The sequence below is a fragment of the Streptomyces sp. NPDC055815 genome (assembly GCF_053616475.1).
Genome location: NZ_JBSHDU010000086.1, coordinates 1 through 21,388, shown reverse-complemented (window position 1 = coordinate 21,388; position 21,388 = coordinate 1). Strand labels below are relative to the sequence as shown.

21 protein-coding genes are annotated in these 21,388 nt (G+C 70.0%); 10 read left to right on the top strand and 11 right to left on the bottom strand.

Features of this window, described 5'->3' with window-relative positions:
• The 5 genes from ACWGN5_RS35380 to ACWGN5_RS35360 form a co-directional block, all read right to left on the bottom strand.
• Positions 1 to 1,451, bottom strand: a 1,451-nt coding sequence (locus ACWGN5_RS35380; RefSeq protein WP_453522514.1) for an SAV_2336 N-terminal domain-related protein, incomplete at its 3' end; no start/stop codon positions are given.
• Between the two features lie 20 nt (positions 1,452 to 1,471).
• Positions 1,472 to 2,509: an AAA family ATPase gene (locus ACWGN5_RS35375; protein ID WP_453522513.1), complete on the bottom strand. Its 1,038-nt coding sequence runs from the start codon at positions 2,507 to 2,509 to the stop codon at positions 1,472 to 1,474.
• 49 nt (positions 2,510 to 2,558) lie between these two features.
• Positions 2,559 to 4,760, bottom strand: coding sequence for a VMAP-C domain-containing protein (locus ACWGN5_RS35370; RefSeq protein ID WP_453522512.1), 2,202 nt, complete (start codon positions 4,758 to 4,760; stop codon positions 2,559 to 2,561).
• Positions 4,649 to 5,167: a CU044_2847 family protein gene (locus tag ACWGN5_RS35365; protein WP_453522511.1), complete on the bottom strand. Its 519-nt coding sequence runs from the start codon at positions 5,165 to 5,167 to the stop codon at positions 4,649 to 4,651. The genes ACWGN5_RS35370 and ACWGN5_RS35365 overlap by 112 nt, the downstream gene beginning before the upstream one ends.
• 488 nt (positions 5,168 to 5,655) lie before the next feature.
• Positions 5,656 to 5,865: a hypothetical protein gene (locus ACWGN5_RS35360; protein ID WP_453522510.1), complete on the bottom strand. Its 210-nt coding sequence runs from the start codon at positions 5,863 to 5,865 to the stop codon at positions 5,656 to 5,658.
• 532 nt (positions 5,866 to 6,397) lie between these two features.
• On the opposite strand from ACWGN5_RS35360, the gene galE reads away from it, so the two are divergent.
• Positions 6,398 to 7,408 carry a UDP-glucose 4-epimerase GalE gene (gene galE / locus ACWGN5_RS35355; protein ID WP_453522509.1) on the top strand — a complete coding sequence of 337 codons (1,011 nt, stop codon included), beginning with the start codon at positions 6,398 to 6,400 and terminating at the stop codon, positions 7,406 to 7,408.
• A gap of 301 nt (positions 7,409 to 7,709) precedes the next feature.
• Here the strand turns inward: galE and ACWGN5_RS35350 are convergent, their stop codons facing one another.
• Positions 7,710 to 7,835 carry a hypothetical protein gene (locus tag ACWGN5_RS35350; RefSeq protein WP_453522508.1) on the bottom strand — a complete coding sequence of 42 codons (126 nt, stop codon included), beginning with the start codon at positions 7,833 to 7,835 and terminating at the stop codon, positions 7,710 to 7,712.
• Between the two features lie 148 nt (positions 7,836 to 7,983).
• Between ACWGN5_RS35350 and ACWGN5_RS35345 the strand changes: the two genes are divergently transcribed.
• The 3 genes from ACWGN5_RS35345 to ACWGN5_RS35335 all read left to right on the top strand — a co-directional run bounded on the left by ACWGN5_RS35345 (position 7,984) and on the right by ACWGN5_RS35335 (position 11,227).
• Complete coding sequence (locus ACWGN5_RS35345; protein ID WP_453522507.1) at positions 7,984 to 8,502, top strand: NUDIX hydrolase; 519 nt, start codon at positions 7,984 to 7,986, stop codon at positions 8,500 to 8,502.
• 948 nt (positions 8,503 to 9,450) lie between these two features.
• Positions 9,451 to 9,891: a nuclear transport factor 2 family protein gene (locus tag ACWGN5_RS35340; protein WP_453522506.1), complete on the top strand. Its 441-nt coding sequence runs from the start codon at positions 9,451 to 9,453 to the stop codon at positions 9,889 to 9,891.
• A 403-nt stretch (positions 9,892 to 10,294) separates the two neighbouring features.
• Complete coding sequence (locus ACWGN5_RS35335; RefSeq protein ID WP_453522505.1) at positions 10,295 to 11,227, top strand: helix-turn-helix domain-containing protein; 933 nt, start codon at positions 10,295 to 10,297, stop codon at positions 11,225 to 11,227.
• 932 nt (positions 11,228 to 12,159) lie between these two features.
• On the opposite strand, the gene ACWGN5_RS35330 is transcribed toward ACWGN5_RS35335, so the two are convergent.
• The 3 genes from ACWGN5_RS35330 to ACWGN5_RS35320 all read right to left on the bottom strand — a co-directional run bounded on the left by ACWGN5_RS35330 (position 12,160) and on the right by ACWGN5_RS35320 (position 14,611).
• On the bottom strand, positions 12,160 to 13,200 hold the full coding sequence (locus tag ACWGN5_RS35330; protein ID WP_453522504.1) for a hypothetical protein: 1,041 nt from the start codon (positions 13,198 to 13,200) through the stop codon (positions 12,160 to 12,162).
• Positions 13,197 to 13,469 (bottom strand): hypothetical protein, encoded by a 273-nt coding sequence (locus ACWGN5_RS35325; protein WP_453522503.1) that lies wholly within the window; start codon positions 13,467 to 13,469, stop codon positions 13,197 to 13,199. The genes ACWGN5_RS35330 and ACWGN5_RS35325 overlap by 4 nt, the downstream gene beginning before the upstream one ends.
• Before the next feature lie 74 nt (positions 13,470 to 13,543).
• Positions 13,544 to 14,611: a CHAT domain-containing protein gene (locus ACWGN5_RS35320; RefSeq protein WP_453522525.1), complete on the bottom strand. Its 1,068-nt coding sequence runs from the start codon at positions 14,609 to 14,611 to the stop codon at positions 13,544 to 13,546.
• Positions 14,612 to 15,052: 441 nt separating this feature from the next.
• On the opposite strand from ACWGN5_RS35320, the gene ACWGN5_RS35315 reads away from it, so the two are divergent.
• The 4 genes from ACWGN5_RS35315 (at position 15,053) to ACWGN5_RS35300 (ending at position 17,498) form a co-directional block, all read left to right on the top strand.
• Positions 15,053 to 15,226: a DUF5958 family protein gene (locus ACWGN5_RS35315; protein ID WP_453522502.1), complete on the top strand. Its 174-nt coding sequence runs from the start codon at positions 15,053 to 15,055 to the stop codon at positions 15,224 to 15,226.
• A 326-nt stretch (positions 15,227 to 15,552) separates the two neighbouring features.
• Positions 15,553 to 16,095, top strand: a complete 543-nt coding sequence (locus tag ACWGN5_RS35310; protein WP_453522501.1) for an SMI1/KNR4 family protein — start codon at positions 15,553 to 15,555, stop codon at positions 16,093 to 16,095.
• A gap of 354 nt (positions 16,096 to 16,449) precedes the next feature.
• Positions 16,450 to 16,935 (top strand): hypothetical protein, encoded by a 486-nt coding sequence (locus tag ACWGN5_RS35305; protein ID WP_453522500.1) that lies wholly within the window; start codon positions 16,450 to 16,452, stop codon positions 16,933 to 16,935.
• A complete protein-coding gene (locus ACWGN5_RS35300; protein WP_453522499.1) occupies positions 16,893 to 17,498 on the top strand; it encodes a hypothetical protein in 606 nt (201 codons plus the stop codon). The genes ACWGN5_RS35305 and ACWGN5_RS35300 overlap by 43 nt, the downstream gene beginning before the upstream one ends.
• Positions 17,499 to 17,606: 108 nt before the next feature.
• On the opposite strand, the gene ACWGN5_RS35295 is transcribed toward ACWGN5_RS35300, so the two are convergent.
• Positions 17,607 to 17,771, bottom strand: coding sequence for a hypothetical protein (locus tag ACWGN5_RS35295; protein WP_453522498.1), 165 nt, complete (start codon positions 17,769 to 17,771; stop codon positions 17,607 to 17,609).
• A gap of 157 nt (positions 17,772 to 17,928) precedes the next feature.
• On the opposite strand from ACWGN5_RS35295, the gene ACWGN5_RS35290 reads away from it, so the two are divergent.
• Positions 17,929 to 19,167, top strand: a complete 1,239-nt coding sequence (locus tag ACWGN5_RS35290; RefSeq protein ID WP_453522497.1) for a hypothetical protein — start codon at positions 17,929 to 17,931, stop codon at positions 19,165 to 19,167.
• Between the two features lie 157 nt (positions 19,168 to 19,324).
• Here the strand turns inward: ACWGN5_RS35290 and ACWGN5_RS35285 are convergent, their stop codons facing one another.
• Entirely contained in the window at positions 19,325 to 20,038 is a 714-nt protein-coding gene (locus ACWGN5_RS35285; protein WP_453522496.1) for a TIGR02391 family protein, read from the bottom strand.
• Between the two features lie 1,150 nt (positions 20,039 to 21,188).
• Between ACWGN5_RS35285 and ACWGN5_RS35280 the strand changes: the two genes are divergently transcribed.
• On the top strand, positions 21,189 to 21,388 hold a 200-nt coding region (locus tag ACWGN5_RS35280; RefSeq protein ID WP_453522495.1), incomplete at its 3' end, for a hypothetical protein.

Genomic DNA, 21,388 nt, shown 5'->3' with positions numbered 1-21,388 from the left:
CCCTGTGCGGCCGCCGCCCCCGTCCCCAGCACACCGGCGGGGCTGTCCTCTGTGATGTCGTTGGTGTGGGGGGGGGGGCGGGCGGCGGCCCCCCCGACGCCGTGCATGAGGCCACCGAGGAAGACCTCCGCCAGGTGGGCCGTGTCGACGGATGGCTGCAGGGCGTGCTGGACGAGCCGCATCGCCGGGACGGGGAGCGGTGCCACGGCCGCCAGGTGTGCCGCGAGGCGGTACGCCTCAGAGGACGCCGAGGACTTGAACCGCAGCACGGCCTCCTCCGCTGCGACGGACACAATAGGCCGGGTGGACGCCAGTGCGCCGATGGCGGGGACAGGCGTGTCCGGACCGCTCAGGAGCGGGAGCACCACGGTCTCCCCGGGGGAGCCGATGAGCTGGGCCCACGTGCCGATGCCGCTTCCCTCCGCGGAGAGCACCGGGACAGGGACGCCGTCATAGGGGGCCAGTTCCGGCGGCAGGACGGGGTCCTCGACGTACCAGGACCGGTTGGCTGCTCCCCTACGGCGGGTCGTCACGCGCCAGGGCCGCGCGTCGATGCCCGAGCCCGCCCAGAGCCGCGGCGGGAGCGCGTGGAGGACGGCCACGGGTCCCGTCGCTGCGGCGCGGTAGAGCTCCCGGTGCATCGTCCCGTCCCGCCAGGCCCGTCCGATGCCGTCGCTCACGATGAGGAGCAGGGTGTTGCCGGAGGGGTCGAGGACCGTGGACATCGGACGCGCCCGGTCACGCCCGCCATACGGCCGCCCGGTCAGCCGGGGACCCCCGGGCGTGCGGCTGTCGAGGCCGTGGAGGCGTACGTCCCGGAAGGCACCGCACCGCTCCATCAGGGCACGGACTTCGCCCGCGAGCCGCTGCCACAGGAGCATCGAGACGCCGTCGTCGACAAGGACCGCCAGGTCGAGCCAGCGGGTCCGTGCGGGGCGGAGCACGGCGTCGGGGAGGCCGGTCTCGGCCATGGCGGAGACCGTCGCGTCGACGTCGAGTTCGGTGCGCAGCGCGTCAGGACGGAGCTGTCGCAGGGGGCGCAGGGCGCGCCCGAGCCGGAGCTCCGTACCGTCGAGCGCCTTCATTCCCGGGGCGCGTACGGCCATCGCGGACCGGTCAGAAGAGGCGGCCTGACTCGGCGGCACGGGGGCTGCGTGCAGCCCGTCCTCCTGCGGAGTACGCGCTCCGCCGCCGGCCGCCGTGGCGCCGGCGGCCGTCCCGTTCCGGTGGTCGTTCGCGGGTGAGTCCCGGTGTTCCCCGTCCTCGAAGGGCGGCGCGGCGGCGGACTCGGCCGGGGCCGGGGTCGCTGCCTCGGCGGAGGGTTCCGCGGCCCGGGAGAGCCGTGCCAGCGCCGTGGCCGCCGCTGGGGGCAACCGGGCCGCGAGCCACAGCGTGTCGCGGAGCTCCTCGGCGTCGAGGAGCTCGCCGTCGCCCGACAGGGCGTCGCGCACTCGGTGCAGCATGGGCCCGGTCACAGGGTGCGCGCGAGCCGGTGCAGGACGGCGTCCAGCAGTCCGTCCGCGTCGAGTTCGACGCCGCCACGCCGGAGGAACACGGCGTTGAGGAGCTGGTCCGTCGCGAGCTCACCGCGCGCCCTGCGGGCGAGGAAGGCACGCATCAGGTCGTCGATCTCGGGCGTGCCGTGTGGTTCGGAGCCGTCCTTCGGGTCGAGGTGGGCGGAGATGATGGCGCGCAGTCGGTTTTCGTCCGGTTCCGGGAGGTCGAGGCGGACGCACCGGCGCAGGAAGGCCGGCGGGAAGTCCCGTTCGCCGTTGCTGGTGATGATGACGACGGGGAACTCGGAGCAGCGGACGCGGCCGCGGACGACATCGGTCCACTTGCCGGAGTCGGCGGTCATCACGCGTACCGAGGACTGTTCCTCAGGAAGCCGGGCGAGCTCGGGGATCTCGAACTCGCCCTCCTCGAAGACGTTCAGGAGGTCGTTCGGCAGGTCGACGTCGCCCTTGTCGAGTTCGTCGACGAGGAGCACGCGCGGCGACTCCGATGCCACCAGGGCGGTGCCGAGCGGGCCGAGCCGCAAGTACGAGCCGATGCCCGGATCCAGCGGCGTGGAGCCGTCACCTCCGTGGGGTTCACGGCTCATGTTGGTCTCCCGGAGCCTACCGATGGCGTCGTAGCGGTACAGCGCGTCCTGGAGCGTGGTGCGGCTGTTGACCGGCCAGTGCAGGACGGGGCCGAGGGACAGCTCGTGGGCCACGGCGTAGGCCAGGGACGACTTGCCCGTTCCGGGGTGTCCGGTGACCAGTAGCGGTCGGCGGAGCAGCAGTGCGGCGTTGACGACGTCCGTCTCCTGAGGGCCGATCAGGTAGGGCCGGTTGCGGTGGAAGGTGTCCGTCTCCCCGTCCGCGTCGCCGCCGAACCGCCGCCAGGGCGGGGCCTCGGGGAAGGTGATGCTCTTGGCGTGGCCGTCGCCCTTGAACAGCCGCCAGTCGGCGTGCTGCCCGTAGTCGGCCGTGTCCTGCTGCCCGTGGGGTTCGTGGGCCGTCATCGGGTGTCCGTCCTTCTCCATGGTGCGGGGGTTCGGTGGGTGTGGTGCGTCATGACGGGTCGGCCAACGGCAGCGGTCCGGGCAGCGCCAGTTCGCCTTCCTCCCAGATGAGGGCCGGTCGCGCTGCCCCGCCTGAGGTCGAGGCGTATTGCGACATTCGGAACTCTTGAAGTCGTCGCGGGAGCTTGTCGAGGGGGCCGGTGGGGTCGAGGGCGTCCATCCGAGGCGCATCCTCGTGCGACCCTGCGTCTCGGTCCCACAGCACGACCGGCACGCCCATGGCCAGGCACACGTGGAGGAGTTGCTGCCGTCGCTCCGGCGGCCCGTGGAGGACGACCCGCGCGGTGTCGCGGTGGGGCTTGTCCAGGAGTTTGTGCAGGTTCATGATGTCGTGGGACGACTCGTCGACGACGAGTGTCCCATCGCCCCCGACGGCCCAGCGTCTGCGCACCTCGCTCGCCGCAGTGGGGACGCTGCCGGTCAACTCGGGGCAGCGCAGCGTGACCTGGTAGCGGCCGCCCAGTGGCGTGCTCATTTCGGCGAATTCGGGAAAGAGGTCCCCCAGTACGCTGCCCGCGTCCCACTCGTCGACGGGGATGTCCAGTCCGTCGGCCTTCACCACCACGTCGACGCGCGTCGGCGGGTGGCCGCTCGCCGCCTCGCTACCGTCCGCCGTCTGACGTATCAGCCGCCCGATCTCCCCTGGCTCCATCGGGCCTTCCGGGGTGGCCAACGCCGTGCGCCTGCCGTCCTTGTGGCCGAGCCAGAGCTCGCACAGGAAGCGGTCCGGATCAGCGGCTCCCGCCCGGTGAAGCCGCACGATGACCTGTGTGACGGGCGCGGGGACGCGGGCGGCCCAGGCCTCGGCGTCCGCGCGACGCTCCGCGAGCGCGGCGACGCTGATGCCCAGGCGTCTGGCGACACGGTCGCACCAGGCTCGCAGCCACCACCGTCGGTCCGGGTCCGAGACGGCGGCGGCCACGAACTCCGCGAGGCGGAGCAGCGCGGGGACGGGCAGGGAGCCGGTCGTGCCGCCGCGCCCGTCCGGGTACTCCTCCAGCGTCCGTACGACAGCGTCGACATCCTTTACCGCCAGGCGGGGAGAGCGTGTCAGCGCTTCCGGGAGCTCCAGGAGCCGCAGGGCCTCCTGTGCCGCGGCCGGGATCAGCTCCGGATCGTCCGTGGCGACCTTCAGCAGCGCGGTGTGGAGCTGCTCGTGTTCGGTGACGGAGAGCAGCCTGACGGCGGGCTCGACGCGGCCGAGTGCCAGCAGAACGTTCAGCGTTGTGCGGTCGCCGCCGTGGACGCCGACCACGGGAGTCAGCGACTCCGTCAGGGTGGCCATTGCCCGTTCCTCGGTGAGCAGCAGCGTGGCCAGCTCATCCAGGGTGGGCGCCGGCTGCTCGCCGCCGGAGGGCGCCTCCAGGCCGAGGCCGGCGGCGAGGTGCCTGCAGTGGTCGGCGCGGCGCGCCGTGTCGTCCAGGAGGGCCCGCAGCAGCGGGACCATCTGGCGTACGGAGTCCTCGGCTGGTCCCGTCCAGGCGAGGTGATCCGGTGCGACGACCTCGCATCCGGCGAGGATGTCGTGGGCGCCCGCGAGGGTCAGGCGCTCCCGTACCGTCTGCCAGGGCACGGCCCAGCTGCGCCGGACGGTCTCCTGCGCCCGCAAGGGGTCCTGGCCGGGCCTCACCTGGGCGATGACGAGTCCAGCTACGGTGCGGTCGGACTTCACCCGCAGGGGGCCGCCGCTGTAGCCAGGGCCGATGGCGGCGCCGGTCAGGGAGCCGTCGAGGTAACAGCCGGGGCCGTCCCGGAAGCCGGCCACGGTGTCGGCGTAGGTGATGCCGACACCGCCACCGTGCCAGGCGCGGAGTTCCAGCCCCTCGGTCATGTCCCGCCAGACCACGGGGGTGGCCCACTCGGGGGCCCTCTCCTGCAGCTCGAGCACCGCCAGATCGCCGTCCCACACGACGTCGCCCGACCGTGGCTCGGGCGCCACCCAGACCGACAGCCGGGCCCGGCCGTACAGAGAGGCCCTGCCGGAGCCGTGGAAAGCAATCCTGAAATACTGCTCGTCGGTGGGACGTTCGGCGCAGAGCAGGTCCCGCCCCGTGGCGTCGTTGACGACGTGTGCGCAGGTCAGCAGATGGTTCGGCGAGAGGAGTGCGGCGGCGCCAGCCGCCTTTCTGTCGCCCTCGCGCAGCAGCGCGGTGTGGGAGACCGGCGCTGCCGGCCGGCTGAACCAGCCCATCGGCTACGCCGGGGAGGCGTCGCCGGTGCCCTGGCTCTGCCAGTCGCGCTGACGGTCATGGTCGCCTGGCCGTTGGCGCCGACGATCCCGAGCTTGAGGTCCTGGCCGATCTGGATGCCGAACTCGACCGTCAGCTCCTGGGGCGGGTGCGCGGTGGCGGTGACCGCGGTGTGGACCTCTTCGAGCAGCGGGCCGAGAGGCCGCAGGGCGGACTGGAGCACGTCCTGGGCGAGCACGGCGGCCCGTCGGCCGCGGGCGACCGGGATGACGGCGCCGAAGCCTTCCGGCAGGTCGGCGGCGTCTTCGTTGGAGGTGGCGGGCGCGAGTACGGGGGCCGGTTCTCCCACGTCGGCGAGTTCCACGCGGATCGCGGCACCGGCGAGTTCGAGTTCGAGGTGGTCGGGCATGCGCCACATTGTGCACGAGCGGCGTGGCCGTGCCGAACTTCCCCCGGAATCCGTCCACAGTCCGTCAGAACGGGGGCCCGCGGACGTACATGACGGTCTCCGTCAACAAGTGGAGGCAGTCCGCTAGGCCCTGTGGCGCCGCCTGCCACCAAGACAGACCACGCGAGGACTAGAAACTCAGCAGAGGTCGGCTTCCGTGCCGTAATTCCGCTTCGCTTCCCGCTCCAGATTCCGGAACTTCGCAGAACGCATGAAATCCAGGAGATCCCTCGCCACCGTCCCATTCGGCTTGATGTACACCGAGTCCACACCACATACCACTCAGTCAACGTGAGCCCCTTCTGAAGCGCTTGAACACGTCAAATCAGCAGGGAATATGCAGACATGGAGGTCATGGGGCCGCCGGTCACCGGACCGTGGGCGAGCGCGTCGAGAGGTTAGCCGTTGCGCTGGAACAGGATCGACGCGTCGCTGTGGATCAGGTCGAGTCACTCCTCACGGTCGTCGAGGAGCCGCCAGTCGATCGGATCCGCGCCCGGCCCCTGACCCGGACATGGGCGTGGGGGAGGAGCTTCTCGCGGCGGCACGCGGAGCAGGGCGTTTCGCAGCACCGGGTCGGCCAGGACGCTGTCGGCCTGGAGCAGGTCGATCACGGCGGCGCGCCGATCGCTCGTCGCTGTGTGGAGGTCAGGAGACATGAGGGCTGTCCTTCGCGGGTGATGGAGTCGCGGACGTGATGGTCAGGCCGTGGACGGGTGGGGCCCACAGCAGTCCTGCCGGGACGAGGTACAGGACCATTCCTGTTCGTGGTTGTCGCCGGAGGCCAACGTGGGCCCCTGAGGGTTCTCCGACGTGGCCATGAGGCTCAACGGTATCGGCGAAATATCGAACACATGTGCTTCGGTCTGCTTCGGAACCCCGAGATTCGAAGCGTGGCGGAGGATGGACGATGCATCGACCTGCATCCGGCAACAGGGCGAGAGGGCAGCGATGTTGGTCGAAACGCCGTTGATTCTCGCCGCCACCGGTGCCGTTGTAGGCCTGGGTTCTGTCCGTGAGTAGTTCCCTCCGTCGTCGCTCTGGTGCCTCTACATGGGCATCGATGCAGGGGAGTTGGAGGACTCCCAAACCATAATGAACCACCCTAATACGCTGCTACGCTCGACCGCCTGACAGCCCCGGTGTCACCGGACGGCGGTACCTGGACCATGCTGAACTAGGGAGACTTCCATGAAGGTCTTGATCACGGGTGGCGCCGGATTCATCGGCTCCACCATCGCGTCGCGATGCCTGGACCAGGGCATCGAGGTCGTGATCGTGGACGACCTGTCGACCGGCCGGCCCGAGTACGTAAAGGGCCGGACCTGGTACCGCGGCAGGATCGACGACGGGACCCTGATCGATCGTGTCTTCGCCGATCACCCCGACATCGTCGCCACCATCGGCTGCGCCGCGAAGATCGTCGTTCCCGAGTCGGTCTCCGAACCGCTGTACTACTACAGCGAGAACGTTGCGGCCGGCCTCGCACTGATCGGGCACCTGCTGCGCAACGGCTGCGAGCGGTTCCTGTTCTCCTCCTCCGCCGCGATCCACGCGCCGGGCCTGGGCATCACCGAGCAGGCCCCGCTGGACCCGATGAGCCCGTACGCGCGGACGAAGGCGCACTTCGAGCAGGCCCTGGAGGACATCACCGCCGGAACGCCGCTGCGGGCCGTCGCCCTGCGCTACTTCAACCCGATCGGTGCGGACCGCAAGGGCCGTAGCGGTCTCCAGGTCCGCCGACCCACGCACGCCCTGGGCGTCATGATCGACAAGTACCACGCGGGTGAGCCGTACCCGATCACCGGAACGGACTGGGAGACCCGCGACGGCACCGGCATCCGCGACTACGTCCACGTCGAAGACCTCGCAGAAGCACACATCGCCGCCGTCCATCGCTTCGACGCGATCACCTCCAACGGCCCCGAAGGCGTCCCGTACCGTGTCATCAACCTCGGCTCGGGCACCGGCACCACCGTCCGCGAGCTGGTCAAGGCGTTCGAGAACGTCACTGGCAAGTCGCTGCCCACCGAGGTGGCCGACCGCCGCCCCGGCGACAACGCCGGCGCCTACCCCGACATCACCCTCGCAGGCGAACTCCTTGGCTGGAAGCCGGCCCTGACCGTCGAACAGGGCATCGCCGACTCATTGGCCTGGTACGCCCGCCGCGACCTCGTCCTCACAGAAGGAATCGAGGAATGATCCCTGCCCTCTTGCGGGCGTCTGACGGGCGACGAGCGTGGCGAACGGGTGCTCGAGGACAAAGGGTGAGCTCCGCGTTCACAGCGCCCTGATGGAGCGTCCAGTCGACCCCGCGGCAGTTGCCCGGACCGAAGCAGGCGATCACCTGATGGCGCTTGCCCACTGTTCAGACTTTGCCCGTGATCGTTACGAGCGGACGCCTCCGCCACCGTTCCGAGGGGCGGGTCACCCGACGTATTCGAGGCGCGCCAGGTAGGGGGCCGCCGTTGCGGACTCGGTAGAGGAAGTGACCCACCCAGCTCTACGACTCCGACAACGACGGGGGGTGGGTGATCAGGGCGCCGCCCTCGCCGCCGTCGCGGTCGACGAGGGCTCCGGCGGTGGGGGCGTCCCAGAGGCCGTCCTGCCCCGTCTTTCTTGGTGCCACCCAGGACGTGAACCACTGGGGCGTACGGGCGTGTCAGGCGCGCCCTAGTACCCCGTCACCACCAGCAGTGCGATCGCTTCGATCGCTGATCACACCGTGTCTCTTCGTCTCCGCCGTCCGGCTGGACTGTCGGCCTAGGGTGGGGCGGGTGACTCATGGTGATGTGGATCAGGGGATCATCGACGAGGCTGTTTCGGATGCCCGCCTTGCCGCGCTGGAGTTCGACGACGCCCGGGCCTGGCTGGATGAAGCCCGCAGGCATCCGATGGAGCCGCTGTCGGCCGAGGTTTGGGTCACTGACCCCACCTTCGAGCATGTTCTGCTGGTCCGGCACAGAGTGCGTGGATGGGTGCCGCCGGGCGGCGCGGTGGAGCCGGGCGAGACGCCGCGTGCGGCGGCGGTACGAGAGTTGCTGGAGGAGACCGGCCTGGGGGCCGAGCTGTTGACCGAGCCGGCGGCCGTGACCGTGCGTTCCTACCGGGCCGACAGGTCTCCGACGCTGGGTCTCTCCTACGCCGCGATCGTCAGCCGTGAGGTGCCGCTCGGTGGGGAGCAAGGGCAGCCGGCGGCATGGTTTCGCCTGGAAGAGAAGTGGCAGAGCGTGTTCCCCGAGGACCGCGACCGCATCCGTGCGCACGCCCGGCGCCTGGCGGCCGACCGCGCGTGAGGCACCTGCTGAGGGGAACTTCTCACAGGACGGTGTCGATCCGGTTGAGAGCTCGGCCCGCACCTGCACGATCGGGGCACCCAGGCCCTCGTTGCCCACAGCAACCGACTGGGGAACGAAAAGCAGCACTGGCCGGTTTTCACGGATTCTCATCATCGGTAGGCAACGCCGCCGGTCCGCCCGAGAGCCTCCCTGCCAAGAAATTGCTCGGCTCCTGCTCCCCGTTTTCGCCGAGTGGACAGTGCCCGCCCGGTGCAACGTGCGGTGGCTTCCCGGGCGGGCTCTGTTCTCATCGTCCGTCGCCCAGTGGCCGGGCGCGCACCGGAGGTGCCGAAGCCAGGGGTCGACCGTGGCTCGGTCAGGAACGCAGTGTGCCCCACATGGTGGGGTGGGGCAGGGCGGTGCGCCAACGACCACCGGATCAGTAGGGATGTTCCCTTGGGGCGTGGGCTCGCGAGGATGGCGCCGAGTGTACGAGTGAATGGATCGTTTGACCTACCTGCACTCCGTGCCGCTGGGGTTGATCCGGCGCTGGGGGAGGGGTGGCTGGTTTGCCGGTTCGGTGAGAGTGGTTCGGATGGCGTTGTGCGTGGGACAGAACTGCAGCTCACGGAGTCTGCTCCCTGCCCCTACAGGGATGTTCCCTTCCTGGAGGAGGGCGGCGAGCCCGGCAAGGTCTGCTACCCGTGCCCGCAGGGATGGTCCCGGCACCCTGACCATCCTCACCAACGGTGTGGCCTGCTCCCCCGCCTGCGTGGGGATGGCTCTGTTCGCGAGAACGGGCTCCGGCCCAACTTTTGTGGTGGTAGAACCGGGTGTGAGCGTCGTTCGAGGGGTGCGTCCTGTCTCCAGTGGCTGCTCATTACCATCGAGGTAATCGACCGCTCCGCCTTCCACCGGCAGGATCAGGCACATCGGCAGGACCCCGCTGCAGCCACGAGGAGCGCCATGTCCGTCAATTCCAGTGCCACCACCACGCGTTCTACGGATGAGGCCACCCGGGCCGTCGTACAGGACTTCCTTGCCGCCCGGCTGGCAGGAGATACGGAGCGGCTCATCGCGCTCTTCGCCGAAGAGGTCGACTGGCTCCTCGCCGAGAACCCCACCGTCCCGTGGATCCGCCCGCGTTCCACCGCCGCGGAATGCGCTGCCCAGTTCACGGAGTTGATGGAGTACACCGTGCCCGAGGACGCGCGAGCGTCCGTCGACACGATCCTCGTCAGCGGCACCGACGCCGTCCTGATGGGGCACGTCTCGGGGACCGTACGCACAACGGGGAAGGCTTTCGAGGGCCCGTTCGCGGTGCGCCTCACCGTCGAGGACGGCCGGATCACCCGGCACCATCTCTACGAGAACAGCCTGTCGATAGCTGATGCCTGCGCACCGTGAGGGCGTGGGCGGACCATCCCGGAGAGCTGCGAAGAAGCTCAGCAGTCATCAGAATGGTTGCCTCACAGAAGTTGTGCCAGCGCCGGTAGCGGCGCTGGCACAACATATGTGGTGCCGCCGTGTCCCCTGTTCGTACCCACATGGGGGTGATCCCGCTGGCCTGCTGCTTTCTCGCGTCCGGTGAGCCGACCTCGCGATCAAGAGGCCGGCGTCACAGAAGTTGAGCCAGAGCCCGGGTAGTGGCAGCAGTTGTTGACGCGGTGGGGAGTCATCCGGAACCGCAGCTGGATGATGCTCACGAGTTGTGACGTCGCTGGGTCCCTGACAGGTCATCGACGGTCTTTCGGTTCCCGCTCAGGGGTCGGGCGATCGGCCCGAGATCCTTCAGTAGGCTGCGCCGGCCATGAATACGAGCGCCGAACCCGAACCGACCCGGAGCTACGCGATCGCCTCCGGTCCGCCGATCCGGCAGCTCTTCCGGGACGTCATCTCCGACCGCCTGCCGAGCCCCGGGCCGCCTCAGGCGGTGATGCTGTTCGGCTCCGAGGTCGACCCCTGCTGGGACGATGGGAGCTTCCTCGGCGACTTCTACAACGAGATCCTGCACCAGGACACCTGCCAGCCCGCCACTGCCGACGGCCTCGCTCTTCTCGTGGCCCTCGCCGTCGATGAGCGGATTCCCGCTCAGCACCGGTTCCAAGCTGTCGGCCTGCTGTTCAGCGCTGCCACCGTCGCCGAGCGCCACCTCACCGAGACCTGGCCTGCCACTTCGGAGCATGCTGATCCCGACAGCGAGGCCCGGGCTCGCAGCGCGGTCCAGGCTCGCGTTCCAGACCTGCTGGCCCGCTGGTCGGCCGAATGTCCTGCGGTTCGCCTCGCTCTGGCCGGTCTCGCCGTCGTCTTCCCGACGGACCGCACCCTGCACGTCCTGACACCGACAAAGCCGCCCCGGCCCCGCCCCGCTGACGCTCCCGGCGTCGACCTATTCCTTGTCCTCCTGCAACCTGCCGTGCGCACAATCGACGGCCGCCGCCGGCTTCTGCTTTTCCTGCAGGTGGCGGACTACCCCACTCTCGCGGCGTATTGCCGCGCCGTGGGCATGTCCCCGTCCACGGTGACTGTGCAACTGCAGCACCTGGAACGAGACCTGCGGGAACAGCTCCTGATCCGCGGCCAGCACGGGCATCGGATGCGGCTCACCGATCTCGGCAAGGAGGTCTTGACCGCAGCCCAGCCGTATACCGCCGCATTCGCAGACCCCCTCGGCCGCAGGGGGCCCGTGGGGACCGAGAGGAAGCCGGTGGAGCCGGACCCGCAGGGGCAGACCTGCCCATGAGCCCGACCTCGCGGTGGCAGCGGCGTCGGCATTCTGGCCTGCCCGTGCGGACGCGGAACGCGATCCTCTGCGTCGACCGCACGGGGATCGCCTGGCGGTGCCTGCCGCACGACTTCGCAGCGTGGGAATCGGTCTGTGGGTACTTCGGCGCCTGGCCTGCATCGTCGTGGCCGCAGCCCGCGGCGGCAGCCTGGGCGGCGTCCAGCCGGCGAGGACGGCCGTGGGAACCAGTCGAGCAACCTATAGCGGCAGGGACAGTTCCGGTTGTTGGCGCAGGTCCGGACTCTTCGGCTGTCCGTCCCCCGCCCCGTGACTGGTGGTGCGGGGCGGATCGTTGACGGTGGTGGGAAATACACACTGCCCCGGGGTGGTTCCGCACGTGTTCCGCACCGTGCCGCCCCCTGGTGGTCCTGGCGCCCGCGCCGGCTGCTCTGGTGTCCGTCCGCTGTCCAGACGCGGCGGCCCCGGGGCCGGGACCGCTCTACCTCCCCGCCTCGCGGTGAACGCGAGGCGGTTCCGCGTCACCACCCCACCGGCCCGCCCGCTGGGTTGGCCCAGTCCTCAATCGCGTAGGTCCGCCATGGTCGGGTCGGCTTTGACCTGCTTCGAGCTCCGCATCGCGCGAGCACCGCGGCGGGAGCTCGTCCGGCCACCCCATCGGGCGCGACCATGGTCTGCGGCCGACGGTGAGCACGGGCATCAGCAGCCCCTTGCGACCAGCTACTGGAGCGCCTCGCGCATCCCGCCCTCGCGCGGCGTGATGCCCGCAACCTTCCGTACGGCCCCTCACAGTCCCTGGCCAGGTACGGGTTGGGGAGCGGGCAGGGCCGTCATCTGGTTCATCGCCTCGGTGCGCGAGCCTGTCGCAGAACCGGTTCCACGTCTCGCGGTCGTAAGCCGCCCTGCTTGTAAGCCACTGCTTACGTGTCTCGTCAAAGGCTCGCCGTCGGGCCGGATGGGCCTGGAGTGGCGGGAGCCGTGTCCGCTGAGGGCTGCTGGATGCGGGCCGGTGGTGCTGCCGGTGCCGGCGGAGGTGACAGCTGTGCGGGCAAGGGGACGTTGCGATGGTAGAACTGGGCAAGGTCGTCCCACAGCAGCCGCTCCGCGGCAGGATCGGCCGGCACAGGGATCTCCAGGTGGCGCAGCAACAGGTGCCGGTGCAGGTCGAAGGCAACACAGATCTGCGTGCCGTACGAGGACGCGGCCTGCAGCGCCGCGCGGTAGGCGATCCAAGCGACCGGCAGGCCGAGCATGGTCAGGGTCGCGAGCGCCGGGTGATCCCCACCCGCGAAGAGCACCAGCGGCCAGACGGTGCCGAAGAGCGATGCGAGCGCGAGCACGCTGACCGGGCCGTCGAGGCCGGTACGGGCGGCCGAGACCCTGGCCGCTGACTCGGGTGGGAGCAGCGGGTACAAACGAGGCCAGATGATCACGGAGTCGATGCCGTAGCGCTCCAGGGCGTAGTACTCAGCGGCGCGCATCCGGTTGCCCAGCGCGGTGGGCAGGCATCCGTAGGCCAGGCGGGATCTGGGCGGGTAGGCGGCCAGGAGCCGTGAAGCGAGCGCCGACGCTCGCGTCGGCTGTTGCGCTGCGTGCAGTGCATCCACCCTGCGCCAGGCCCTCGTCGCGCGGCGGCGCTGAAGCGCGCAGCGGCGATCCGTCAGGGCGCCGATGCCGCCGCCCTCCGGCCAGTAGCCCTCAAGGGTGCGCAGCAGCGGCAGATGGAACAAGGCGAGTACGTAGGCCGCGCCCACCAGTGCGAGTACGGCGGCCAGGGCTGCGAGGAGCTGGGCGGCCGCACCGTAGGTCTGCCATGCGCGCAGCGCGTCCGGCGGGGTGTGGCCCGTCGCCGCGAGAATTACAGCCGTGGTGGCGCCCGCCGCGAGTAGCACCGGCAGCAGCACCGCGAGCACGAACCGGGAGCCCAACAGCCGTTCGGCGGCACCGAGACCCGTCTCCAGGAGCGTGTTCACCGGGCTTTGCGAACCATCAGGTCACCGTGGCTGCACACCGGCGGGTCCTGCGGGTCGTAGTACTCGACAGCATTGTCCTCACCATGTACCACACAGCTGAACAGCAAGGAGGTGAGCGGGTGTCCGGGCAGGCCCGACGGCATCGCGGAGTCGCGGTCGGGCGGCGGGGCATCGCCGATCGGAATCTGGCTCTCTTCCGGGTACTCCGAGCGCTCTCTTTCACGCTGCTCTTCGGCGTTCCGGTGTTCTGCGCGCCCGTCCTCCGTCACGTGCTCGCACCTGCGATCTCCATGCCCATCCCCATGCCCATCCCCATCCGGTACGTGCGTTCCCACAGTTCTCGTCACAGCCTTCCTGCCACAGTGAATGCGCCCCACAACCCCGGATGAGCGAACTCGGGCCGTGCGAGCACGGCGAGCCGGGCACTGTGTACGGCCGCCCCCCACTGGGCGTTCGGCCGTGCAAGGGCTGCGTACAGCGCAGAGTTGAAGGCCAGCGCGGCATCGTCGCGCACGGGCCACAGGGGGGCGACCACCATCTCGGCGCCCGCGGCGAGGAACGCGGACGCCAGCCCCTCGCCCTCGCCGCCGACACCCCGCCGCTCGGCGCCGGCGCGGCAACCGCTCAGGTTCACCAAGCGCGGGACGCGCGCGGCGCAGGCGACCTCGAACGCGAACAGCGGCCGGTCTGCCAAGAGGATGTGCGCGAGGTTCGGGCGCGCGGCGTCGAACGTTGCATGCCCGGCAACGTGCAGCACATCGCACGTACTCAGGGCAGCACTCAGCGCACCGGCGGTCGCCTCGTCCTCGTAGAGTTCCCTCGTCGACGCGAACGCCTCGCTCACGGCCTCGACTTCGCTCCGAAGGGCAGGGAGCGCGGGCACGAGCTCGTAGCGCGGCTGTCCGACCGCGGCGACGACGGCCCGGTACGACGGTTCTCCCGAACCGGGGTCGGGTGCGGTGGCACCGGGTGCGCGAAGCGGTGCGAGGGACGGCAGTGCCCTCACCTCCGCGCTCGCCACGAGCGGGCGGCCCCGGAACGGCGCGGCGTGGAAGGGGAAGTCGGCGAGTGCCCCTTGGGCCATGACCAGGATCCGGCCGGCGCCCGACAGGAGATCATGGACCGGCGTCAGCAGGGCCTCGCCGAGACGGTGGAGATGGTGCGGCTCGGTTCGGCGGGCGCACTCCTCGTGCGCGGCGGCTGCCAGCTCCTCGGCCTCGGCCGCGCCGCGGCCGACCGTCCGGTACTCAATCGCGCCGTCGGCGACCGATATGACCCCGACCTGGTCCGTGGAGGAGAGTGTGTAGATCAAGAGGAGCTCGCCGGGCCGGACCGCCGCGGGCACGCTGAGGGACAGCTCCTCGACCGTCGTCCGGTGCCGAGTTCCCGAGGCACTGGCCAGTGCGTGCATCACCTCGTCCCGGTTCTCCAGGAGGATGCGGGCGCGGTCATCATGGGCGGTCAGGGCGTCGAGGTCGCCCGCCACCGTGGCGCCCGTGGCCTTTCGGGCGAGCCCCGCCACCTGCGCGTCGAGAGCCTGCAGTGCCTCGTTCGCCGGAACGGGGGCGCCCGCCGGGGGCGGCCTGTGCGTGGCGAGGGCGGCGAGGATGCCGACGACCAGGTCGAGGCGCCCGGTGTGCCACGCCAGGCCCAAAGCCTCGCTGAGCATCCGTGTGCTGTAGGTCAGATAGTGGTTGCGGCCTGCCAATGAGGGCGGCTCGAGCATCGTGAACCGATGGTCGATGGCGCTCACGAACGCCGCGATGCAGGCGCACGTGACAGCCGCGGACGGCCGTGCGGGGGTGGCGCGGTCCGGTGTGAAGCCCACGGCTAACCCCTCGTAAGGATCGGCATGGACCCGCCCCGCTACGGATTCGCGAGTCTCCCCTCCGTCGAACACGTCAAGGCGTTCCGCGTCCTCGTTTCCGCATTCGCCGTTGCTGACACGCGCCGCCGCGAAACGTATTGCAAAGGCGCCTGCGGACATGCATGGCACAACCTGCCGGCGGCAACCGCGCATCCGTAGCACCGGCAGCCCGGCCGCCCCGCTGCACAGCACCACCCGCCGCACCTCACACACCGCGCCCGCCACGTACGTACGGCCCTCAATGCGCCTGGACGGACTTCCAGAACACCTCCCGGTCGCCCTGCCATCCAGGCCGGGGAAGCGGCCCGGTATCTCAGGGCCTGCACCCGCCCCCGTGCGATGCCGCCGGGCCGGGACAGCAGATGTTCACCACTTCGGGAGGCACCTGCTTCCAGCTCTGTTCGATGTTCATGGCGCCTGGGCAGTCCAGCTCCGGAATGAGGCAGCCGCGATGGGGCGTCAGCCCCTTCTGCCAGCATGCTGCTGTGACAGACACACGTGATCAGCGTCCCGCCGAAGCCACTCTCGACTTCCTGCGTTCTGCGTTTCCACCGCAATGGCGCGAGCCGGCGCTTGGACATGAAGCCGTATCGGACTGGGAACAGGAGAACGGTGTGGTCCTTCCGGAGCCGTACAGGACGTTCATCGCGGAGATCAGCAACGGGTCCAGCCTCGGCCCCGCCGGCGACGGCGGTCTCCAGCCGCTCGGCTGGCTGCCTGACGGATGGCCCGACCGTGGCCCGCGACAGCCAGGAGAACCGTTCCCCCTGGAAGCAGCCTGGTCTTGGGAGGACGACGAGAGTGTCGACCCTGACGACCCGCGGATCGACGCCGCATTCAACAAGGGGTCCATCGTTCTCGGTTCCGAGGACGGACTGTCGTTGTGGCTCCTACTGACTGCCGGCCCCCGCCGCGGTGAGGTGTGGATGATCGCCGACGTCGGCGCCATCCCGGCCCCCGGCGACCAGGCATGGGGCTTCAAGGAATGGGTGCAGTGCTGGCACACCGGCAACGACTGGTGGGACTGAACGTCCCCGTACTGACCAGTCGCAGGTCACGGGCTGTTCGAATCTCGGGTGCCTCCCAAAGTGGCGTACTCATGGATAAAGCCACCGGTGAAAGTGGCTCAGATGGTGTTGTTCACGGGATAGAACTGCAGGTCACGGATTCTGCTCCCTGCGCTCGCGGGGACGGCCCCGTGAGCTCGATGTACCCGTACTCGGTGGAGCTCTGCTCCCTGCGCCTGCGGGGGTGGCCCCGACTTGCCAACGGCGTCGATGCCCTTCTTCACCTGCTCCCCGCCTGCGTGGGGATGGCCGGCTTCAGGGTGAAGTACGTCCTGGCGACGAAGCTCTTCCCCTACGGCCTGGGCCCGGTCCTCGGTGACCTCATGCTCCCCGCCGACGGCGGAGGCGACCTGCTGCACGCCCTCAGCGACGTCGCCGAGCCTCTTCGCCCGCCGCCGCCCGCCGCGCACCTATCCCGTCTGCCCGTGGGGGAGCACGGACGGCCTCGGCTGCGGACGCGACCCCTTCGGCCGGCTCCTGCACGACCACTGCCGTACCCCCAGCGGACCCGTGCCCGCCTGGCGCGCGAAGACCTGGGCCCTCTGGACCTGGCGCACCGCCCGCGCCCTGGACAGCCTCGCCCCCCACCTCATCGAGCACCGGCCCCCGCAGTCCGTGGACATGAGGGCACCCGGCCGCATCGAGAAGGGCATGATCGGCCCCGTCATCCTGCTGATCGGACGAGACGGCCCGGCCCAGCGGGCCCGGGCTTCCCACAGCGCCCTGACACCCTCGTCCTCGAACTCAAGCCCGCCCACATGGACGACCGCACCGCCCTGTTCAAGCTGTACGACCGGCTGAAGACGCCTCGAGGCGGACCCGTTGTGTGGGGGTGGCACGGCTACGCGCCCCGCTCGCTGTTCACCGCGGCCCTTCAGGCTCGGCACGCCAGCATCCACCGCGGCCCCCACGACGTCCTTGTCGACCGCTTCGCCCGCTGTATCGCCCTGGACCGCCGGCGCGAGCGCATCGCCCAGGGACTGCTGGAGGAGGGGTGGGACGAGCAGGTTCACACCGACGACCAACTGCGAGCCCGGCTGCGTGCCGCTGTACATGACGCGACCTGTGCGGACACCGAGCTGTGGGAGCACACCGTCCGCCGCCAGCGGGTCGTCCCCTTGGACGACGCCGACCGCATCAGGGGCGCGCACGTGGTCCACGACGACACGGGACTGGCGGAGAAGGCCGACGTCGTACTTTCCAAGCTCCCGCCCGACCAGCGCAATGTCGCCCACTGCTACGCGCAGACGGGCCTCACCTGGAAGCAGGCCGCGCTGAAGGCGGGCCACGAGGAGAAGATGGGGGAGAGAGTGCGCCGCAAGCTCAGGCGCGAGGGCAGGGAGTACCGGAACAGGCGGCAGTAGCCGGTGGCGGCTCACCCCCCCCACGAGGGCGAACCGGCTCACCTCCTCCCCGGCCACGCGGCCCCTGCCGGCACGGGGACACCCCGGGGCGGGTCACATCGGGGCGGGTCACATCGGGACCCACAGGTCCAGGGCGTACCGCATCACCTCCCGCACGACGCCGGCGGCGGCGCCCTGGACGACCCACTGGCCTAGCTTCTTCGCCACCCGGACGATCCGGCGTCCGGCCGCCTGCGGGTGCTGCTCCGGTGCCTGCTTCGTGCTGTCCGTCATCTACTGCTCCCTCGTTCGTGGTCGTGCTGACGAGGGCAAGGAAGCCAAGGCGCAGGGGTGTTCAGCGACGGCCCTGAACCCCTGAACCGGCTGTCGGGTCAGGCTAGAGCAGGCGAAGATAGTGTTCAGCGAGGCTTCAGACTGAACAGGGAGACCCATGGGGGAGACGTCGGCGCGTGACCGGCTGGCCGAAGAGCTGCGGAAGCTGAAGGCCGCCTCGGGCCTGACGCTCACCCTGATCGAGAGCCAGGCGACGAAGCAGGGCCTGAACCTGAAGAGAGGCAAGCTCAGCAACTGGTTCAAGGGCACGAACGTCCCCGAGGCGGACGCCTCGTTCGCTCTGCTGGTCCAGCTGCTCGAGGCCCGCGCGCGGAACAAGTCGGGTGTGGCCGTGCGTGGCCTGCCCTGGTGGCGCGCCCTGCGAAACGAAGCCGCGGCTGAACGTGACGCGACCGGACCGAAGCCGGCGGTCCGCCCCGCACTGCCCGCCACCCAGGCCGAAGCCGACCCGCACCCGGGGGACGTGGACAAGGCCGCAAGGCTGCTGGGCCGTCTCCCGCTCGACGGCTACTGGCTGCGCTGGCTTCAGGACGCCCAGACGATGCTCAAGGTCCCGCTGATCGTCAGCGACCCCCTGTGTGACGCCCACCGCCCCCTGGAGACCGACCGCCCCGACTACGTCGACCCCGAGCTCCACGCCGCTCACCAAGAGCTCGTCGCAGCCCTCGGAGCCCTGACCTACGAGCTCAACGGGATGACTGACATCTCCGACGAAGGACAGGACGTCCTGGAGATCGACCACCCTGGCACCACTGGCGCACGCAACGCCCTCCACCGGCAGGTATGCCAGGCCCGGGACAGCTTCCTCCCCGCCTACGACCGGATGATCAACCTCCTCAACCGCAAGAACCTCCTCCCTCCCGCACCCAAGAGCCCCCTCGACATCACCGTCGACCTCCTGGCCGCACGATGGGCCCACGAAGGCGCCCTCGCCGCGCCCCTCGCCGACGGCGCCCTGCTGCCGAGCCCGGACCCCACCGCCCCGTTCTACTTCGCCGTGAACGTGGCCAGCCGCAACGACCAAGGCCCCCAGATCGCCGCCGTGGGCATCGGGATGGTCAAACCCGACGGCACCCTGGCCGCCTCGTACCGATTCCCGGCACGAGGCCCGGCCCACCGGCCCCAGCTGCCCTTCCAGCTCACCGCCTATGGCGCTGGCCAAGCCCTCGCCAACGCACCCGAAGTCGCCGTGTCCCTCCAAGCCCTCGGCAACACGGTCGCCAGCGTGCGCCCCTTCGCCCACACCGGAAGCGGCCAGATCTTCCACGGAGAGTGGAGGACCATGGCCGAGGTGCAGCCCTTCCTCAGCACCGTCCTGCCAACCCCCGCTTCCTGACAGCCGGGTTAGCGCGGAGAGGGCCTGTCCGCGTAGTGGCCAGCGGCAGGGCGAGGCAGCCGACAGCACCGACGGGACGGGCTGTGCCTTAGACATGGCGCCACAGCCCCAGGAAGCATCGAGCGACTCCGCCCGGTCGACGAAGCTGCCGCGAGGATCAGGGCTGCGTACGGGCAGCGTCGAGGCGGCGGTGGACCATCGACAAAGTGGTCAGCAGCTCCAGCAGCTCCTCGTCGCCGACCGGGCGGTTGAGCCGGGGATCATGCGCCGCTGGGTTGCGGTACATGCTGCCCAGCCCCTTGATCAGCGAGGCGAAGCCCTTCTGCTCATCGCGTTCCGTCGTCGTGACGCCGGTGTTGATGGCGACCCGCGGCGTTCCGGCGGCGCCGGGCATCAGGACGGCGTCGACCAGCCGGGCCCCGTCGAGCTGCTCGCCGGTGAGCTGCCGCAGGCGGTCGAATACGGACTTGGCCGCTTCCAGACTGGCGTGGAAGGCGTTCATCGCCAGGATCTCCTGGGTGCAGTACGCCAGGACCTGGGGGCGCGTCCCACGCCGGCGGAGTTCCGCGCGCAGGGAGTTGGCGTGCTGCGCGGCCTCGTCGAGGGTGCTGGCGGCCGTGCCGCGGGCCAGTTTGCCCGCCTCGTTGACGCGCAGCCCGACATGGACGAGGACTTCGTTGAGGTCGTCGCGGCGCCGGGAGAACACCCCGGGCTGCCGGGCGTAGCGCACAGGCGCCATCGCTTCGGTGATGAACCTGACCACACAGTTCGAGGCCCGGTCACGGTCGAGGACTCGTCGGCGTGCTTGGAGATAGGCGGTCCAGTCGGTGCCGCATCGTCGGCGCCACTGCTGCGCGGTAGTGACCTGCATGCCGAGGAGCGGCGCGAGGAGGCGGGCGGCATGTCCTGCGCGACCTGGATCAGGGCGGTGGTGCGGGAGGCCCGGAGGGGGATTCCGCCTGTGGTGAGCGCGTGCGAGAGGGCCGGTGGAACGGTGGCGCCGGCCCGCCTACCGGGGGAGAGCCAGGTGCCTTGGGCTGGCGTTCCAGCCGTACCGGGGTCCTTCGTCGGTCAGGCGCTTGAGGAGGACGGCGAGTGGACCGGGGAGGCGGATCGGGGTGTCGTCGAGACGCTAGGTGAGGTTGGCGTCGGCTTCGCCCAGGTGCCCAGTGGTCAAGGCGACGATGTGACTGTGCTGGCCGAACATCAGCACCCGGGACCCCGCCGCCTCATCGTGCAGGCACTGCTGGAGCAAGTCCCAGTGTGAGCGTCCTCGTCGATTCCATCGGGCTCGGACTTGCCGCGGGTCGGGACATCGAGGTCGCGGCTGTGTCCGGCCCAGACGAGGAATTCCCTCAGCTCGTAGGGGGTACTGGGCCCGTGGCGAGCCACTGGTCGACGTGGTGCTGAGTCGCCCCCGCCAAGCGTGAGGCCGAGACCGGTGAGGTGCTGCAGAAGGGCGACGGTGGCATACACGCGGGTACGCGCCCACGCCGTGCGGCCGAGAGTGCTGGGTGTGTGCGTGGCCCTGTGCCGGCCCTGGGCATCGCGGACCAGCGGACATACGGCTGAAGGAGACTCGCATGGTGGGGGTAGCGCGCCACCATGCGTGCGAGGGGATGTTCGATGCCCAAGCCGGTGTACTTCCCATGTGCTCCATGCCTCGGTGTGGGGCACGGCATGTTTCCTGGGCCGCCCCGCGGCGACGGTGGTCTTGCACGGTCCTCGGCGTGCAACGCGCAGTCTGTTGACGGCTGGCCCTGCCAACGAGCCCGAGCAGGAGCTGGCCGAGCTCTGAAGCGCCCGTCCTGTGCCTCCTGAACTCGGTCGCATTCGCGACGACGTTAACTGCTTTCTTCGGGGCTCCTTGGACGCGTAGGTGCATGTACTGCGACTTTCACTAGACCGATGGCTTCTCGCCACGCATCCAGACAGGTTGCTATAGCGGATTACCCGTCGCCCAGGCACCGTTATAGGACTGTTCGACTGGCTGATCGTCATCTGACGGGGGATTTGGGGTCATGGCTGTCACGGTGCCGGACTGGGCGGACACGCTGCTCGACCTGGTGGGGGTCAACTGGCCCAACGTCGACGAGGACGCCTACCGCGAGATGGCGGACGCGCTCCGGGAGTTCGCGGACGACCTGGCCGATGACGGTCAGCTCGCCAACAACCACATGGAGCGTCTGCTGTCGTCGGGTCACGGCGAGGCGATGGACGC